This is a genomic window from Algoriphagus resistens (assembly GCF_001442615.1).
Lineage (GTDB): Bacteria > Bacteroidota > Bacteroidia > Cytophagales > Cyclobacteriaceae > Algoriphagus > Algoriphagus resistens.
The window spans coordinates 152245-171085 of sequence record NZ_LMXN01000004.1; the positions used below are offsets into that span (position 1 = coordinate 152245).

Annotated in this window: 11 protein-coding genes; 3 read left to right on the top strand and 8 right to left on the bottom strand. The window is 42.6% G+C overall.

All coding sequences use genetic code 11. From position 1 onward, the window contains the following. Positions 1–173: 173 nt before the first annotated feature. From AS141_RS09145 to AS141_RS09165, 5 genes are all read right to left on the bottom strand, one after another. Complete coding sequence (locus AS141_RS09145) at positions 174–1880, bottom strand: RagB/SusD family nutrient uptake outer membrane protein (protein WP_057937353.1); 1707 nt, start codon at positions 1878–1880, stop codon at positions 174–176. A gap of 112 nt (positions 1881–1992) precedes the next feature. Next, positions 1993–5307 carry a SusC/RagA family TonB-linked outer membrane protein gene (locus AS141_RS09150; protein ID WP_232424857.1) on the bottom strand — a complete coding sequence of 1105 codons (3315 nt, stop codon included), beginning with the start codon at positions 5305–5307 and terminating at the stop codon, positions 1993–1995. 102 nt (positions 5308–5409) lie between these two features. Beyond that, a complete protein-coding gene (locus AS141_RS09155; RefSeq protein WP_057937354.1) occupies positions 5410–6411 on the bottom strand; it encodes a FecR family protein in 1002 nt (333 codons plus the stop codon). A 91-nt stretch (positions 6412–6502) separates the two neighbouring features. Further along, positions 6503–7105, bottom strand: coding sequence for an RNA polymerase sigma-70 factor (locus tag AS141_RS09160; RefSeq protein ID WP_057937355.1), 603 nt, complete (start codon positions 7103–7105; stop codon positions 6503–6505). A gap of 578 nt (positions 7106–7683) precedes the next feature. Next, positions 7684–9747, bottom strand: a complete 2064-nt coding sequence (locus AS141_RS09165) for a helix-turn-helix domain-containing protein (protein WP_057937356.1) — start codon at positions 9745–9747, stop codon at positions 7684–7686. 508 nt (positions 9748–10255) lie between these two features. Between AS141_RS09165 and AS141_RS09170 the strand changes: the two genes are divergently transcribed. After that, on the top strand, positions 10256–10810 hold the full coding sequence (locus AS141_RS09170) for an ankyrin repeat domain-containing protein (protein WP_057937616.1): 555 nt from the start codon (positions 10256–10258) through the stop codon (positions 10808–10810). A 4-nt stretch (positions 10811–10814) separates the two neighbouring features. After that, the gene (locus AS141_RS09175; RefSeq protein WP_057937357.1) at positions 10815–11942 is read left to right on the top strand and encodes an acyltransferase family protein; all 1128 of its coding nucleotides are present in this window, start codon (positions 10815–10817) and stop codon (positions 11940–11942) included. 185 nt (positions 11943–12127) lie between these two features. Here the strand turns inward: AS141_RS09175 and AS141_RS09180 are convergent, their stop codons facing one another. From AS141_RS09180 to AS141_RS09190, 3 genes are all read right to left on the bottom strand, one after another. Then, positions 12128–14824 carry an ABC transporter permease gene (locus AS141_RS09180; RefSeq protein WP_232424858.1) on the bottom strand — a complete coding sequence of 899 codons (2697 nt, stop codon included), beginning with the start codon at positions 14822–14824 and terminating at the stop codon, positions 12128–12130. Between the two features lie 141 nt (positions 14825–14965). Beyond that, positions 14966–17596 (bottom strand): ABC transporter permease, encoded by a 2631-nt coding sequence (locus AS141_RS09185; protein ID WP_057937358.1) that lies wholly within the window; start codon positions 17594–17596, stop codon positions 14966–14968. Then, positions 17596–17928 carry a PadR family transcriptional regulator gene (locus AS141_RS09190; RefSeq protein WP_057937359.1) on the bottom strand — a complete coding sequence of 111 codons (333 nt, stop codon included), beginning with the start codon at positions 17926–17928 and terminating at the stop codon, positions 17596–17598. The genes AS141_RS09185 and AS141_RS09190 overlap by 1 nt, the downstream gene beginning before the upstream one ends. A 437-nt stretch (positions 17929–18365) precedes the next feature. Here AS141_RS09190 and AS141_RS09195 point away from each other — a divergent pair, with 437 nt between their 5' ends. Continuing rightward, positions 18366–18776, top strand: a complete 411-nt coding sequence (locus AS141_RS09195) for a hypothetical protein (protein WP_157243419.1) — start codon at positions 18366–18368, stop codon at positions 18774–18776. The last annotated feature ends 65 nt before the right edge of the window (positions 18777–18841 follow it).

The window sequence follows — 18841 nt, forward strand, 5'->3', positions numbered from 1 at the left end:
GTATGTACTTAGTCTTGAACTGGGATCTACCGTTCCGCAGCCAGGTGTAAGATTTCATTTGACTGCCGAACGATAGGTGATCCATAATCATCCAAATGTGTGTTGCTGTAACATGCTCGATTCCAGATGCCCGAAGGAGGATAAATATACATGTGCATATTTATGTGTGCTGCTTATTCTGCTGCATATCCTGGGTTCTGTATTAATACTGCTCCAGTATTTCGCTCTATTTCACTAAACGGAATAGGGAATAAATTGTGATATGGCTGCACATCCACGCCAAAATTCGCCACACCTGGATAACCTTCACAATATTTGCTTGTACGTTCATAAAGCTTACCCAAGCGGTTCAATGTCAACCTACGCTTTTCTTCCGTCCCCAATTCCCGCATCCTTTCATCCAGAATGAAATCAATATCGACCTCCCCAGCAGTGATCAAACGTGCCTTGGCGCGCTCCCTGACCACATTAATATCATCTGCCGCTGACTGGCTATCACCACTCCCAAGATAAGCTTCGGCTCTTAGTAAATAAGTTTCAGCCAACCTAATATGATACTGGTCACTATAGGTAGTTCCAGCAGAAGAAGATATAAGGGTTTTTAAAACCGGGTTATCGTACAGCTCCGACGGATGCTGACCAGGGGTAGTCACTTTTGCCTGATACGGGTAAAAATTTCTGATTGTATCTTCCAAGGTGACCCTAAACTGTGACATTTTATCTGACAACTTTAGACCGAACCACTCCGAGGCCGGATTGTTAAAAGCTACATCCCTGATAAAATTGTATTCTGAGTTTCGCATATCTTCCCAGTCATACTGCCAAATGCCGTAATTGAAGTGGTTTGTTCCGCGAAATCGCCCTATCCCTCTTCCTCCAGTGTTGTCAGATACTCCTTGTGGGAGGAAAGGAGCAACTCCCGAGGGATCCCTTACAGTAAAACTCCATGGCCTTGGGGAATGGTCTCTTTCCAACATAGGTCCACTCAATCCTGAAGAGGAGGTTACTCCCCCCGGCACATCCACTTCATATTGCCAAACCCATATCCCTTCTGTGTTTCCAACACTCCTGTTTTGGTTGTACCTCCTCGAAAGATCCCAATATACGTCTCCTGGCTCATCCTTGAGGGAACCAAATCTTTCGGTCATTAAAGAAGTACTGGGATCATCTATTACCACGCCTGCTGCCTCAATGGCATCATTCCAACGTTCCAGAGATACATACACCTCTGCCAAGATATGATATGCAGCAAGATTACTTATCTCCCCGTCCCTCACCTCAGTTATCCCGGGTAAATTAGCTGATGCAATCTCAAGGTCATTGGCAGCCTGTTGGTACACCTCTTCCCTACTCGCTCTGACATAATCGGTCTTGGGGGATTGTGTTTCTTCCAATTCTATAGGTACTCCTCCATACAGATGAGCCAAGTTTCTATAGGCAAGGCCTCTGAATAATTTGGCTTGTGCCTCCACTAAAATTTTGTGCTGATCACTGACCTTGGATCCCTCTAGCCTGTTCAATATAATGTTTGCTCCTGAAATTATCCTATAATATTGTCGCCAGTGATAAATTGCCGGGTCCGAGGTGGGTAATAAAGTAGCTAGATAAGAGCCAAATCTTTGGTTTAGTTGATTTGCTCCGTTATATCCAAGGTCAGTACCATAAATATGATCCAGAGGACGGTGCTCCCCATCTGACAGTGCCAATCTAGCTTGGTCATAAAGTGCAATTACCGCACTGTTAAAATCCGCCTCTGTAACATAGGAATTTTCTGGACTGGCAAAATCCAACGGGACTTCGTCAAGTATTGCTGAATCAAAACACCCCGAAAGATTTACTGCTATTAAACTTATCGATATATAGAATATTATTCTTTTCATTTGTTTATAATTTGTCTTTTAAAGGCCATATGGAATCTCGCATGCATTATAATCATCCCGGTGTGTGACACTTAAATCATGCTTACTTAACCTATTAACTATTTACTTAATTTTAAAAACTTACATCAACCCCAACAGAAAAACCTTTCATTACAGGAATACCGTTTACCTGAAGTCCGCTTCCCGTTTCCGGATCCCATCCCACCCAGTCGGTTAAAGTGGCAAGGTTTTTTCCGCTGACGAAAACTTTTAGCCCTTGAAGCCCCCACTTATCGGTAATATCCTGATCAAGCTTATAAGCTACCGTGACATCTTGTAGCCGAACGAAACTTCTGTCCCCATAATATCTATATTCAATCCCCGGTACTTTATCCTGAGCCCTATATCTGGCGTTTGGATTAGCTGGAGTCCAATAGTCATAATCCACAAAATAATTATTCCTTCTCGCATTGTCGGCTGAACCAAAGTTGGGATTATTTATTCCCATGTACCCGTTTTTACCACCTTGAATAGAATTGATAAAAAATCTCAGTGTAAAATTTTTATAATTAAACTCATTCAGAATACCAAAATTGAATGCAGGCTCCTGCCTGCCAATTATTTCTCTATCATTGGCATCAATTATACCGTCATTATTGGTATCAACAATCCTATGGGTGCCTACAAAAAACCCAGAAGGAGCTTCCTCGCCCAATTGGATAATACCCGCAGATTTATAGTCATAAATACTATTAATGGGTTGGCCAATAAACAGACCACTTGCCACAAGGTCGTCTTCAATCCCATCTTCATTTGCATCAAGTCCAAGCAATGAGACAATCTTGTTTCTGTTAAAAGCAATATTGAAGGTTGTATTCCACTTAAATTCTCCCCTATTCACCATGTCACCTTTCAACACAAGCTCCATTCCCCTATTTGCAATTTCTCCAAGGTTAGTAGCGATACTGTTGAACCCTGATACCTCAGGAATATTAATATTGAAAAGCAGGTCATTAGTTGTATTTTGGTAATAATCCAATGCACCAGTCAACCTGCTGTTAAAGAGTGAAAAATCCAGCCCAAAATTGTATCCTGTGGTAGTCTCCCAGGATAAATCAGAATTTGACAAAGAACTTACCCTTTGACCAAATTCAGTGGAACCTCCATTTCCAAATACGTAAGCTGGGTATAAATTGACTCTGGCTAATGAGGAGTACCGGCTCGTCAAGTTCCCGTTGGTGCCATAAGATCCTCTAAACTTAAGGTAATTTATCCAAGCCAAATCCATAAATGGTTCTTCACTCAATACCCATCCTATACCGATAGATGGGAAAATTCCATATTTATTGTTTGCTGAAAAACCGGAGAAGCCATCCCTTCGAACAGTAGCCGTAATTAAATATTTGCTTTTGAAATCATAATTCACTCTTACTGTCTGATACAGGTAACTTTCATTCCATGCATTCGACTGTATCAGTTGAATCTGTCCTAGACTTAAATCATTATAGCCAAGATTCAGATTATTATAATTTGATCCATTCGCCTCTGTGCCCTCATATTTTAATTCCCGACGGCCCACGACTGCAGTCATGTCAATCCCATGCTTGTTGTTGAATTTTCTTCGAAATGTCAAAATATTATCCAATGTCCAATCATAGGAGTTATAATTCCGTTTAAATGCCTCACCTGCAGCTGCATTTGCATAGGGATTACTTCTGTAATGCCGCCTCCAGGAAGCATTATTACCAAAGTTCAGTCTATATTTCAACCCTTTCACAAAAGGTACCTCCACATCCGCATATACGTTGGCAAACAGATTATTATTTTTATCAAAGTCATTGGACAATGGGGCTATAAACGGGTTTGATCGTTGGGCACCGTCAGGATTCAATATAGGTTTGCCCTCCTCATCAAAAGGCACCACTATCGGGGGCATGGTGGTAATATTCTGCATTGCTGGGATCTCTCCCGAATTATCAGCAAATGATCCAAAGGTTTGTACCCCAAATCTAAACCAGTCCAAAATTTGGTGATCAAAATTGATCCTTGCAGTAATTCTTTCAAACTGGTCATTCATTATAAAATCCTCCTGCTTGGTATAACTGGTGGACATAAAATAAGAGGTCTCTGCAGTGGCTCCCCTTACGCTTAGGTTTTGGTTTGTGATATATCCTGGCTGTGTGGATTCCTCCCACCAATCAAATTCAGTTCCATCTAAATAGCCATTATACATGGTAGGCTCAAAGCGAGCAGCCACATCATAATCCGGATTAGGTTGGATATAATCAGGTGCCAGAAAGGCAAGTTCCCAATCCTGGTCTCTTACCTTATTTAGAAAGCCCTCTCTATCCAGCAATTCAGGTCTATTAGCTGGAGTTTGTGTCGTCACAGTTCCCGTATAATTAAAGATTGGCTTTTGCTCTGTTTTACCACTTTTGGTAGTGATCATTATAACACCATTTGCTGCCTGGGCTCCAAAAATCGCCATACTACTTGCATCCTTCAATACATCAATAGATTCTATATCATTAGGATTCAGATCATTAAGACCTCCAGTAAAGATAATACCATCTACAACGATCAATACATTTTGATTTCCACTCAGGGTAGTTCTGCCTCTTATAGAAATGGATGGGTTCTGGCCTGCCCTGTTTACCTGCCCTACATTTAGTCCAGGGACTGTCCCTTGCAAAGACTGGGCAATATTGACATTCGGAGACTCCCGGAAGGCATCAATATCAGCTTTTACTACTGAACCTGTAACATCGCTTTTCTTCTGTGTACCGTAGCCAATTACAACGACCTCGTCTAAAGAACTGGCCTCTTCCACAAGTGTGACAACTATTTCCGACTGGGTAGTAATAGTGATGGTTTGACGCTCAAAGCCTATAAATGAAAACTCAAGTGTATCACCTTCCTCCACATCCAGGGAGAATTTACCATCGATATCAGTTACAGTCCCAGTGGTGGTTCCCGATATGATGACTGTCACCCCTGGAATAGGCTCCCCGTTCACATCTCTTACTGTTCCGGTAACCACCAGCAGTTTATCCATACCCATGACCTGTTCGGAAGAATCCTTTCGGGTCACCTCTCCGACAAAAATTGAATTGTCCACCTGCTTGAATTTTAAGCCAGCTGCAGTGGCAATATCAACGAGCACCTCTTTTACAGATTGTTTCCTGTTTTTGACATGTACTACAGCAGTGTTTTGAAGAATTTCTTCCAGGTACACAAATTTGTAGGCAGTCTTGCTTTCCAGGTTCTTAAATAATTCCTCCACTCTCCAATTGTCTTTTTGGAGTACGACAAACTCCTTGTCTATAGGTTTGACTTGGGCATTTGTATCATGAGCCATTGCAGCTGTGAAAAAGATGCACTGGACGATGAGTCCATACATCAGGTTTTTTGATACCATCTTAATTAGGCACAGTAATTTTCTTTTCATAATTTGAATCGGTTTTAGGGTTTACGCTTTAAGACTTTAGGGTAAAGGATTTCATTTGGCGATGGAGACTTTACCCTTTTTTGGGCTTTTATATCATGGGCTTTACTTTTTAATATGGACACGGTTATTATCAATGGTAAAACTAAAGTCTAAAGAGAAGCTTAGACCGGTGAGAATGTCCTGGAGGTTTTTGTTTTGGAAGGTCCCGATTACTTTTTTATTGACATCTATTCCTTCTTCTACCTGGATATCCACTGAATACCAGCCAGCCAGATCATCCAGAACATCACCAAACCGTTTTCTTTCAAAAATCAGGTTTCCTTCTTTCCATCCTGTTATTTTTTCTATATCAAATGATTGCACAGCAAAATCATCACGTGTAATTCCCTTGGAATTCCACAAAGCCATCAAGCCGGGAGTGAGTTCTATTTGATTTCCGATCTTATCCACAGCCACCTTTCCCTCCACCAGTGCAATCCTATAGTCGTGATTTCGGGAATAGACATTGAACTCTGTACCTAAGGCTGTCGTGGTCACCTTATCGGTAATTACTTTAAATGGTCTAGACGGATCCGGTGCCACATCAAAAAATGCCTCGCCCTTAATCTTGATTAACCTGTCATTTATCCCATAATCAGAAAAGAAGCTGATCTCAGATTCAGAATTGACTATGATCCTGGTCTTGTCAGACATAACCAATGTAAGTTTCTCTCCCGGCCCTGTTGTCTTGGTGGTAATTATGCGCTGAACCTGGGTTTGGTCTGATGTACGGGCATTCCTGTCTCTGTAACTTTCAACTAATACATAGGAGCAAAACACGAACAACAACAGACTTGCCGCTACCCTTAAGCTCTTATAAATAAAAACTCTTCTGCCAGAGTTGGACACCTGTGAGGGGAGCTGCATTCTTTTATGAATATCCCTCAACATTCCGTCATAATCGACCTCATCAATTGTGCTGGGAGCGGCTTTCTTCCAATAGCTTTCGATCAGCTCATCAAACTCCTTTCTTGATCCCGGCTGCATCAGCCATTCCCGTACCTCATGTTCTTCCTGAGGAGAAGCTGTGCCTTTCAAAAATTTAGTAATCTTGTTTTCTTCCAAAACGAATGATATTTGTTATATAAAACAAATGGCAGGAAGAATACTTAATATGGAAGTGAAAATAAATAAAAAAAATTGAAAAAGACTTTTTCTACAGAATTGACCCGAGATGTATCAGAGCCAAGGTGAGAGATATTGGATACGAAATATGGGGCTGCATTTCTTTTCTGATTGTTTTGGAAGCCAAATAGATGTGGTGTTCTATAGTCCGTTGGGAAAGGTTCATCTGGCTAGCAATTTCCATTGAAGTGAAACCCTCCAGCTTATTCAGTCTAAAGACTTCCTGTTGGACTTTTGGGAGCTTTTCTATATAGGAATAAGCTATTGACTCCAGGTCTCGGTAATCCAGTTCATCCTCTGTTTTATTGTCGTTCAGATAGACGTATTCGGGTGCTTCCTCAAGGGTACAGGCGGGCTGTTTGTCTCTGGCATAATTATACATGTAAAACTTGACGGACTGAAACAGATAGGTTTTAAAACTTTTGGAAGGATCAAGTTCGGCTCTTTTGGTCCAGATTCTGGTAAAAATCTCCTGAACAGCATCTTTGGCAAGCTCCCTGTTCGGAAAATAAGTAAGTGAAAAAGCCATTAATTTTTTGACATAGCGAAAATATAGCTCGTCAAATGCGGGAACATCTCCCTTCTTTAATCTGATCAGCAAGTCTTGGTCACTATGGTTGCTCAGGTTACCCATATAATGGATCTTTGGATTTTTCCATTAAAACAGATCCAAACCAGCAATTTGGCTTTTCAAAGTCCGGTTACGATCCTGCTTTATTGGGTTTATTGACGGTTGTATGCAAACAACATCGGTAAATAGGTTTTTTAAACATATCACTATTTTTCCGATTATTCATTGATGAACCGCCACAAAATTTTACGCCAATCTCCTTCCCGACTGTTTCTTCGCATTAGGACTTTATGTCCAGGGTGTTTATCATACTAAAATCGAAAATCGACCCATTCTATAGGTGGAATAGTCCGGGAATTACCAGGGTCAGGGGACGTTCGGTGAAGAGGATGCTGTTTTAAAATCAGTAAAAGTCCTACAGATATTCTTCACTTTCGAAATCAACATCATCTTTCTCATCAGTTTGTGGTTCAGGTTGACTTCAGGTTAAAACCCATTTCTCCAATAACCCGATTACAGTGATATTCTTCCAATTTCATTTTTATAAATGAAAAACGCCTATAGCTTTTACCGGACAGTAAATCCAAATTCTCCCTTCAGAGTTATTGATTAAACCAGTTTAAGAGCCGACATGGCTATCTCTACAACAATCCCTTTTCTTCCAAACGTATTCGGGTTTCAGCATGGGTGGCCCAGAAGTCCGCTTCTATCCCTGCCCAGATTTTTTTGAACTCAGGGTGTTTTTTGATTTCATCCGCTATAGGATCTTTAGTTAAAAACAGGATGACCCAATACTGGATATGATCCTCCTCTGCAAAGAGACGAAAATGGGCCAATGCCTTTTCGAAATCTCCTTCATGGGCATAATACATCGTCAACCCGAGATTTTTATAGGCAGTTTGGTCCTTATCCAGATAAGCCCGGTAGCTCTCTATGAATTGACGCCCTTCCTGTATTTTCCCAACTTTCTCATAGACCACTCCGACGAGCATATTTTCATGCACATACACGTTTAGTTTTTGTTCTTCCCTGATCCGGTTGAGCCACTCATAGTAATAATAGGCTGAATCGTAATCCCTCAGATAGTAACTGACTTTACCCAAATCCTGTAGGATATCAAAACGGGAAGTATCTTTTTCAAATTCAATTTTCAAAAGCTCCCTAGTATGTTGCAAATCGTGATCCTGTGCAAAGCTGATAAAAGCTTTTACGTAGCGGGAATACATGTTGCCCGGAAAATAAACCAAAGATCTGTCTATGTAGTGCATGGATTCATCCACAAATCCTGTTTGGATCAGGGCATTGCCGACCCGTAAATAAAAATAGCTGGTAGCCACCGAATCACTTGATCCGGCGTCCAGTTGCATCCCTTGGAGTGCATACTCCAGGTATTTCTCGGTATCAGGCAAATAATTGGCATAAAAGTCAGCAAGCAGTCCGATAATCAGGGAGGAATTAGGCCTGTACTCCAGCCCCTTTTCCAGAAAAGGCAGCGCCTGACTATATTCTTTTTTCAGCAGGTAATACATGGCTTTTGCAATCTGGCTTTCTCCCAAAGAGGGGTCATAAAGAATGGCTTTGTCTGAGTAAGCGCCCAACTGATCCAAATGAATCTTTTCTGCCCTGAACATATCGTAGTAATAAAAAGCCATTCCGGCACAAGCATAGGCCAATGCAAAGTGTTCATCTCTCTGAATCGCATCATCAAAGTAGCTGACTGATTCCAGCAGGTTTTCATCACCTCCTTTATTTAAGAGATCCAATCCCTTCATAAAAGAGTCGTAGGCTTCCAGATTCTCAGTAGGCTCCTTTTCAATCCTGGATTTTTCCTCAGGAGTAATGATTGCCTGGATTTCCTGCGCTATGTCTTTGGATATTTCCAGCTGCAACGCAAAAATATCACTTACTTCCCGCCTATATTGTTTGCTCCAAAGATGCCGGTCCTTAGCCCCGTCAATCAGCTGGATATTAAGCACAATTTTGTCCCCCATTTTCTGCCCACTGCCTTCCACCAGGTAGTTGACATTCAGTTCGTCGGCCATTTCGGGAATGGATTTGTTGCTTTCCCTGTATTTCTCTGCAGAAGTCCGGCTGAGCACTCTGAGATCCTTGATTTTTTGGAGATTGTTTAGCGTAGCCTCCATAAGGCCATTGATCAGATAAACATTCGTTGAATCGCCACTGTCATTTTTAAAAGGCAAAACAATGATGGATTTTTCCCGGTCTAGTTTTTCGGCAAAAAAATCCTGTTTCATCCATACCCCACCAATTACGGATAGAAGTATAATTATCAGGATAACCGTCATCCACTTTCGTCTTCCTGACCTGACAATGTGAGGATCAGGATCCTCTTCCAAAGCAGGTCCGGTGCGTTTGCCCACTTCACCCGGGGGATAGCCATAATACTCCCGGAAGCATTTGATAAAATAAGAAGGACTGTTGAACCCTACCTGATGGGAAACTTCGGAAACATTACCTGAGCTGGTCCGGAGCAGCTCCATGGCGCGCTCCAACCGCATTTGACTAATAAACTGACTGACCGATAAACCGGTTATTTTCTTGACTTTCCTCAAGAGATTGGATCTGCTCATATGCATCTCCTCAGCCAACCCGGACACACCAAACTCCTCCTCGGCAAGATGCAAGGTAACTTTTGCCACCAACTGATCTAAAAACGCTTTCTCCTGAGGAGATAAATCGGGCATGGGTTCTTAAAGTAAAGCTATTTTCATATGATTATAATTTGTCTTTTAAGGGCCATATGGAATCTCGCATGCATTATAATCATTCCTCTGTGTGTTGCCTGCAACGTGCTCGATTTCATCTGTTAATAATTGTTTTTTAGCGGTCACATGGAATCTTTGACGACTAAAACAATCATTTCCAGGTGTGTTTTAATGATGATTTTAATCGTGTCGATTTCATGTGCTTACAACTGTTTTAATCGGCCGCATGCAATCTTGCATCGTTGCTGACCATCCGGCTAACATTTGCCTACAGCATGTTCGGTTTCATTAGGTTTAGGCTAAGCCGGCTTAGGTTCTTCAAACCCTATTTAGGCTTTGAATTTAAGTTATTTGCGTCATTTTTTATATAGCTGCGCCATAATTGATATGGATATGCCAAAGACTTATGGTTTTGGAAGCAGGACTGTTTAGTGTGACCTGCCTTCGGGATTTTACTTTGTACCATTCAAACAAAACAAAATCCAATATGAAAAATCTAACATTTCACTCACAGATTCTCACTGCTCTTATACCGGTGGTGTTCCTATTAGCCTCTTGCAGCCAGTCCACTGCGAAAAAAGAGGGTGCTCCTGAAATCGACCTGCATTCTGCAGTAATAAGCGGGAATACAGAAGCTGTCCTACAGCATATAGCAGCCGGAAGCGACCTTAATGAAAAAGATCCTTTTGGAGGCTCCAGTCCATTGATTTCCGCGGCTATTTTCAACAGAAAGGAAATAGCTGCTTTACTGCTGGATGGAGGGGCAGACATCAATTTTCAGAACAATGACGGTTCTACCGCACTGATTTCAGCAGCATTTTTTGGACGTCCGGAGATAGTTCAGCTATTGCTGGAAAGGAATGCGGATAAAGGCATCAAAAACAAATATGGCACCACTGCTTACGACAATGTAGCGGCTCCCTTTTCCGAAGTAAAAGATGTGTATGATATGATGGGTGGTATGCTGGAACCCATGGGACTCAAACTGGACTATGCTTACCTGGAGAAAATCCGTCCAGAAATCGCAAAAATGCTTGACTGATCCCATGAAAAACCCAACACTCATTTCCAGCAGGCGATACGATATTGATTGGCTGCGCGTGATTGCCATCGGCCTGCTCCTGATCTATCATGTTGCTATAGGATTTCAGTCCTGGGGTAGAATGATCGGTTTTATTACATCAAAAGAACCCTGGACTGCCTTGTGGTTGCCCATGGCTCTTCTGAATATCTGGAGGATTCCTCTCTTGTTTTTTGTCTCTGGGATGGGTGTGTATTTTGCCATGAAGTCGCGTAGCTGGAGTCAGTTGATACAGGAACGGACGAGAAGGATTCTGTTACCATTTGTGTTTGGAATGTTTGTGATAGTTCCTCTTCACCTTTTGGTTTGGCGATATTACTACGGCATGGAATTGAAATATTCCTGGGATCCCGGTCATCTATGGTTTTTGGGAAACATCTTTAGCTATGTGGTGCTCTTGTCCCCCATTCTATACCTGATTAAAAAAAATGAATCAGGCAAAACAGTACGTTGGATAAAAACCGCTTTGGGTGCACCTTGGGGTCTGATTTTGGTACTGACTGCTTTTATCGGAGAAGTCTTGCTGATCCAGCCCATGCCTTTCGAGCTCTATGCGATGACCTGGCATGGTTTTATCCTAGGGCTTTTAGCATTTTTTTTCGGTTTTTGCTTTGTGCTCAGTGGGGAAGCTTTCTGGAAAATGATCCAAAAATGGCGATGGGTATTCCTGTTATCCGGCTTACTTTTATACAGTTTCCGAATAGGTCAGTTCGGCAGTTTCCCACCTGGCTATTTGTTGGCCATTGAATCTTTTGCCTGGACATTAACGGTTTTCGCTTTTGGAAGCCTCTACCTCAAAGGTCCAAGCAAGACACTATCTTATCTTAGTCAGGCGGCCTATCCCGTGTACATTCTACACATGGTGTTCTTGTATCTGGGGTCGCTATGGATCTTTCCCACGGCTATTCCCGTCCAATTTCAGTTTGTGCTGGTCTTACTGATTACTTTTGTGGGTAGTTTTGGGACATTCGAACTGATCCGGAGGCTACCTGCACTTAAACCGTTGTTTGGTTTGAGCAAGGAATCACGGACTTCTGTTTTTGCTGATCTATCCTCCGGAGAATGTAGTCCTAAGACCGGGCAACCCTTCTAGAAAGTTGGTAGCGAACCAGTAAACAAAAGCCGACTAAATATATTATTCCATCATCTTCAAAAGTGTTCGGATCCCAAACCACCACCTCTACAAGAGGTGGTGTTCTTCTTTTCTCCCATTTTCATACCCGCCACGAATAAGGTTCAACTATAGTAAGCGTCAGATAAAAGAGTCATTAACAACTCCTACTCGCTCTTTAAAACGCTCGCCGGATTACTTCTTGCAGCCTTCATTGTCTGTGATCCGATCATAATCATTGCAATTGCCAATACGGCAAAAAAACCAATAAATAACTCGGGGATCTGCACAGGTTCATTATACGGGAAATTCGTGAGTACAAATTTTTCAAAGAATGTATAGGTCACTGGCAGGGCAATAAGCGCTGAAATAGACAACAGCCATAGGAAATCGCGGCTCAACAGGTAAATAAGATTCTCGGAACTGGCCCCCATGACCTTACGGATACCGATTTCTTTTATCCTTGTCTCGGTAGTAAACACCACCATTCCAAACAAGCCCATCGACGCGATGGAAACAGCTAGAAATGAAAGAAAACCGATGATCTTGATCATGACGGAAAATTCGCTGTATGCATCCGCTATTGCTTCATCGTAAAACTTGGCCTGAAACGGATGCACATGATCGATCTTTTTCCATTTGGATTCGATCTCGGCCATGGTCGCCTGCAGGTCGTTGCTTTTTATTTTGGCATTGATCGTTGTGGGATCATCCAAGGTCCAGGGCATGAAGGCCACCGGCTGGATGATGTTGTTGACTTTACCATAGTGAAAGTCTTTCATTACTCCTACAATAGTCATTTTACGACCGTTTCCCCGGAAATTACTAAATGTAACCTCTTCCCCTATCGCTTTCTCCGGATCCTTGGCACCAATACCAAATCTTTTCAGGAATTGCAGGTTGACGATCACTTCCCGTACCCCCAGTGCGGTGGTAGGCCGTGTCTTAAAATCCCCTCCCGCAATCAGTTCGTACCCATGCAGGTCAAGGTAGTTTTCGTCAACATTGTTGGTCATGACCAGCGCAGAGTCACGTGAATCCTCGTATTTCATAAACCCACCCCAAGCATTCCCTATACTGGTAACTATCACAGAACGGGACACATCAACAACTTCTGGCATTTCTCTTAGTTCCTTGAGCAACAACTCAGCTCTATTCCCCTGCATATTGATATTGAGGATATTTTCTGTTTGGAACCCCAAGTCAAAGGCAAGTATGTTTTTATACTGCACATAGCCGACTGCAGTTGTTGTGATAAAGATCAGCGTAAAGGTATATTGGACTATCACCAATGCACGTCTAAGAGAAACCTGTCTGAATACTTTCACCGACGACACATTCCTGAGTGCATCTATGGCGTTGACCTTCGAAAAAAACAATGCCGGGAGCAGGCCGGCAACAACTCCGACGCTGACTGAAAAGAGGATAAACGCCACTACCGTCGGCAGTGTGAGTTCGAGCTTCACCATACGCTGAATATCCGGAGCCAGATTTACCAGCTGCGGACGCAATACAAGAAATAAGGCGAAAGAAATAAGAAGGGCTGCCAGAGAGATTATGATCGCCTCAGCAAGGAATTGTTGCCAAACCTGGCTCTTATTGGCGCCGATGGCTTTGCGAAGCCCAACTTCCTTAAAGCGGCGCATCGCACGTGCCAAGGAAAGATTGGTATAGTTGAAACAGGCGGACACCACTACCAGAAATGCGAGTCCGCCAAGAAACCAAAGGACTATTGGAGAAATATGAGGAACCACGTAATGAAGTCCTTCTGAGCGGAGAAAATCCTCTCCTACCACGATCTCATCAAGGGGTAAAAGTTCGAGCTGGATCTGGTTGTCCCGGTTTCCTTCGGTAGCTACACTTAGGTTTTCTTCTTTTGCAATTGCATCAAGCTGCAACCGGATGGATGCCATATCAGCATTTTCAGGCAGCAGGAGATACACAAAATTCGACCACATATTCGTCCAGTCTTCGAAATCAGGATCGGTATTGCTTTTTTGTTCCAATGTGGAAAACGATGCCAACGCTTCGAATTTAAGGTGGGAGAAAAAAGGAACATCCTCGATTATTCCTGTCACCTGATAATCGAGTGAATCGAATCTGATCGCCTGACCTAGTGCAGGTTGGTTACCGAATAGCTTCGATGCTGCCGTTTCCGTGAGAACGATTGAGTATGGATCTCTCAACGCTGTAGCGGGATTCCCCTCTAACATAGGAAGTGTAAAAATATTAAACAGGGAAGACTCCGCCCAGAACCCCTTGATCGGAAGAATATTGTCGCCAACAATCCCATCTTCAGAAAAGTCGTCGCGTAAAATAGTCACTTCTTCAATTCCGGTCACTTTTTCCCCTAATAGCCTCTTTGTCTTTATGGATGTTGTGGGATATTTGCTGCTTCGCTCATGGGCTGAAGTCTGCACGTTGGTTACCCGGTAAATCCGGTCACCATTTTTATTAAACTTGTCATACGAATACAGATCCATCAAAAACGCGATCAGCAGTAAGCCGACCGACATACTGATGGCCAGGCCTACAATATTGATAAACGAGAATAATTTATTACGCATTAAGTTGCGCCCTGATGTTTTGATATAGCTTCCGATCATAATCCAGTTTATTAAGAGGTTTACTGTTTTAGGTGTTTTCACTGTATAGCTCCTGAAGAACTTAAATGCATCGAGGATGTAGATCAGCTTTGCTAGGCGGGGCCCCCGGGATACCACATTCCTCTCGAAATATTCATTGAGATCTCCCAACAGATCTTCCAGGAATTCTGGCTTACAATACCACTCAATAAATCGGGTCGCCCACTTGGGCGGCTGATGCTTATTCGGCTCTTTCATGCTAAATCTTATCCAGTTCATCAGAAGTGTTTCTTCAATAGGAGGCCCTAATAATTAGTGTACTTACAAGGGTCGAGATTGAATTTATTTTGCGTGCACTATAGAGTTAATAATTTGAGAAGAAATTTTTTTCGGTCTGGGAAGATTGTTTCCCTTTTCTGATCACTCCCTGTTCAGCACTTCGGCGGGATTGGTCCGGGCTACTTTAAGTGTCTGGGAAACTATCATCAGTAGGGCCAACAGCAACACTACAAAACTTCCCAGAAACATTTCCGGCAACTGAAGCGGTGAGGAGTTTGGAATCTGTGGAAGCATCACCCTATCGAAAAACAGAAATGTGGACGGGATAGATATCCCTGCTGCAATCAACAGCAACACAAAGAACCCCTTACTCAACAAGGAGATAAGCCCAAATTCTGATGAACCCAGGACTTTGCGTACACTTACTTCCTTAAGCCTGAATTCGGTAGTAAAGACCACCATACCCAATAATCCTATAGTAGCGATACAGATAACCAGTAAAGATAAAAACCCTCCCACCTTGACGCTGGCTTCAAACCCTTTGAACCCCTCCTGGATCTGTTGATTGTAAAACTGCGCGTCGAAAGGATGTACTGGATCCAGTTTTTTCCATATAGCTTCCAGTTTTCCATAAGTGGAAGGCAAATCACGGGACTGGATTTTTACATTCAGGTAGTTGGCCTTATTGTTCGCATAGCGCATGATTACCTCTTTACCCGTCTGGTTATTCGCCTTTCCATACTCAAAATCCCCTATTACCCCGACGATCGCAAGCTCTTTCCCATCCACCTCTACAGTCTGGCCTACAGCATCTGATGGGTTGCCATCGGCAATATTGAATCGCCTAATCACTTCTTGGTTGACAATGACTTCAGTCTCCAGGGAATCTACCAGTTTCGGATTGAAATTTCTGCCCGCCAGAAAGGTATGGCTGTGCATAGGCAGGTAGTTTTCATTCACAGTGTTGAAATATACTGTGCCCGAATCAAGCGGATCGTTAGGGTTCTTCATGTATATGCCGGAATAATGTCCTATACCGGAAATCAGCATGGATTGGGAGATATTCTGAACCTCTGAAAGTTCATTAAGCTCATTTGTGAGCAATTGTGCATCGTTGCCCTGTAACTTTATATTCAGAATATTCTCTGTCCTGAATCCCAGATCGTAATGGATAAAATGCCTGTACTGCTTGAATATGATCAGCGTGGAAGTTATGGCTATAATTGATATGCTGTACTGGAATACTGTGAGGACTTTGCGCATAGAGATCCCCTTCATTGCTGATGTTGCCATCATATCTTTAAAGGCTGCAATGGCACTGATCCTGGAAAAAGAAACAGCCGGAACAATACCTGCCATTGCACCTATAAGAATAGCAAATCCTAAAAAACAAAGTACAAGTCCTGGAGACAACTCAAGCCTCAGCAGCTGCTGCAGGGATGATTCCATACTCAGAAAATGCGGGCGGATAAGTATAAACAGAAGAAAAGAAAACACTAAAGCCAGCAGGGAAATGATAACTGATTCGACAATAAACTGCCCGACAATCTGGCTTTTAAATGCCCCTATCGTTTTTCTGATTCCCACTTCCTTGGTCCGGCTTAATGCCCTTGCCACCGAAAGATTGGTATAATTGAAGCAAGCAGATAACAGTAGGACCAGGGTAAGCGCCATAAATATCCTCAACAAAGTCTTGCCGAATGTAGGCCCGATCTGATTTCCCATATTCTCCCCGGTCATGATATCACTGAGTGGCTGGAGGTCAAGCTCAATGTGGGTATTTTCCACCGTCCGATCCTCTTTAAGAGCAAATTGGTCAAGATTCGCCTTTATTTTATCCAGACCCACTCCTTCATCCAACAGGACATAAGTCCAGGTATCCCAAACATTGTCCCATTTTAATAAATCAGGATTATCTTGCTCTATTACATCCAAAGAACTTAGCGATCCAAGCATTTCGAACTTAATGTGTGAAAAAACCGGGGGATCTTTCATAATCCCCGCCACCAGGTATTGCCTATCCGCTCTCGTTACTGTCTTTCCCACCACATCCTTAGTCCCAAAGAGTTTAAGTGCCGTACTTTCAGTAAGTACCAACTGAAAGGGCTTTTGCAATGCAGTCACAGGATTCCCCTGCACCAGAGGAAAAGTAAACACATTGAAAAACGATTCATTTGCCCAATATCCTGAAACAGGCAGTTTCTTGTCTTCAAACTCCAAATCACCTGAAAAACCACCGCGTACCGAAACCACGTCTTCTATCCCATTTACCGACTCCTTAACAGAGAGCCCCGCTTTCAGGGAGGAGGTAGCAAAAAAGCTGCTGTTTGCATGCCCGTTCTGTTCGAAACGGCTGATCAGCCGGTAAATCCGGTCGTTCCGGGTATGGAAGTTATCATAAGAAAACACATCCATCAACATGGCTATCATCACCAATCCTACCGACATGCTGACACCCAGTCCAAAGATGTTGATACCTGAAAACAGTTTATTCCGGACGATATTCCGCCGGGAAGTTTTGATGTAAGAGGCCAGCATAAGCATGTTGATAACCATGTTTAACAAATGAGGTTTACGTAAGGTATAGGGACGGAAAAACTTCAGGACATCCAACACATAAATAAATCTGGCTCGCCTTGTACCCTTTTTTTTGAGATTTCTTTCAAAGTATTCATGCAAGTCTCCCTGCAGATCTTCCAGCAATTCCGGCCTGCAGTACCACTCCAGAAATTTTTCTGCCCACTTTGGAGGGCCCGGGGCTTTCTTTTCCATTATATACCCTTTAAAGTGAGATGCGGAATTCTGTTCCAAAGCACATCACGTACCTCCTTAGTTTTGATTAAGGCTGCTTTGCCCGTATTGGTGACCTGATAAAAACGCTTCCGTTTTCCACCCCGGGTTTTGGTGGCTTCCCCGAGCTGACTTTTCAGAAGTCCTTTTTCCTGTAACCGGTTAAGCACAGCATGCACTACACCGAGCTTCACTTCACGGCCTGCATGCTCCGAAAGCTCATCGCAAATGGCCACGCTATAGGCCTCTTCCATCAGGGCAGCGACAGTGAGCAGCACCAATTCTTCGAATTCTCCGATGTTTGTACCTTTCATTTTTCTATAAATTACTTAAATGTATGTATAATGAATTTATTTTACATACAAAATATGAAATAAATTCATCAAAAAAAACTTAAGCCGGGTTATTGAACACCCATTCCATACGGGAATATGCACCGAAACATCCTGACCAACCCATGGTGAAATACCGATAAGACACATTTCCCAGGCAAATGCATTAATACGAAGGATGGCCAGGGAAAAGAGTGAAGAGCCCCTGAAAACAGTTCAGATGTCTTCCATGGCCACAGCGCATCAGAAGTGGGAATCGCAGATACCTGTGTTTGGTTTTTTTTACTCATTGCGCAGGTAGTATTTTAAGGATCAAAAAGTTGAAAATAAAATATTCTCAAAATAACAGGCATATCATTGAGAATATTTAACCAAAAGTGCTTGTCTATCATCAATGTCTTATATAAGTTTGTGCCGAAATGGCAACGTATTTAGTTAGATTTCTCCTATCTTTTAGTATACTTCTGTCGAGTGGCTATAGCGCTGTCTATGCCAACATCGACAGCGACACCGCTATGGATAGCTTGGGCAGTTCCTTTGAGACTGTCCAAGGAACCAACAACTCCCGCCAGCATCCCCTTACTTTTTCAGCACCAAAACAACAGGGCAAAGACATCTTCATTGTCAACAACTCCAAAGTAGAGGAGGAAGATGATGAATTTGTTTCTGATCATAGTTTTGTAAACAGCACCCACTTAAGTGCACTTTACTTTGCCCGGATTTTCGGCTTTCTTTTTCAGGACTTTACCCAGGACCTGCATTCCAGTAAGTTTGTCCCAAATACGATCACACTTCGTAAACATCTAGTAATCCAGGTATTTAGAATATAATACCATTTTTCCAGGCAGGATTATCTTTTGCCTAAACTTCCTCTTATTTTATTTAACGTCCTAAA

Coding starts and splice junctions, on each gene's coding strand:
- AS141_RS09145 (WP_057937353.1), bottom strand. CDS start 1,880: ATGAAAAGAATAATATTCTATATATCGATAAGTTTAATAGCAGTAAAT.
- AS141_RS09165 (WP_057937356.1), bottom strand. CDS start 9,747: ATGCCCGATTTATCTCCTCAGGAGAAAGCGTTTTTAGATCAGTTGGTG.
- AS141_RS09185 (WP_057937358.1), bottom strand. CDS start 17,596: ATGGAAAAGAAAGCCCCGGGCCCTCCAAAGTGGGCAGAAAAATTTCTG.
- AS141_RS09175 (WP_057937357.1), top strand. CDS start 10,815: ATGAAAAACCCAACACTCATTTCCAGCAGGCGATACGATATTGATTGG.
- AS141_RS09170 (WP_057937616.1), top strand. CDS start 10,256: ATGAAAAATCTAACATTTCACTCACAGATTCTCACTGCTCTTATACCG.
- AS141_RS09190 (WP_057937359.1), bottom strand. CDS start 17,928: ATGAAAGGTACAAACATCGGAGAATTCGAAGAATTGGTGCTGCTCACT.
- AS141_RS09195 (WP_157243419.1), top strand. CDS start 18,366: ATGGCAACGTATTTAGTTAGATTTCTCCTATCTTTTAGTATACTTCTG.
- AS141_RS09180 (WP_232424858.1), bottom strand. CDS start 14,824: ATGAACTGGATAAGATTTAGCATGAAAGAGCCGAATAAGCATCAGCCG.
- AS141_RS09150 (WP_232424857.1), bottom strand. CDS start 5,307: ATGAAAAGAAAATTACTGTGCCTAATTAAGATGGTATCAAAAAACCTG.
- AS141_RS09160 (WP_057937355.1), bottom strand. CDS start 7,105: ATGGGTAACCTGAGCAACCATAGTGACCAAGACTTGCTGATCAGATTA.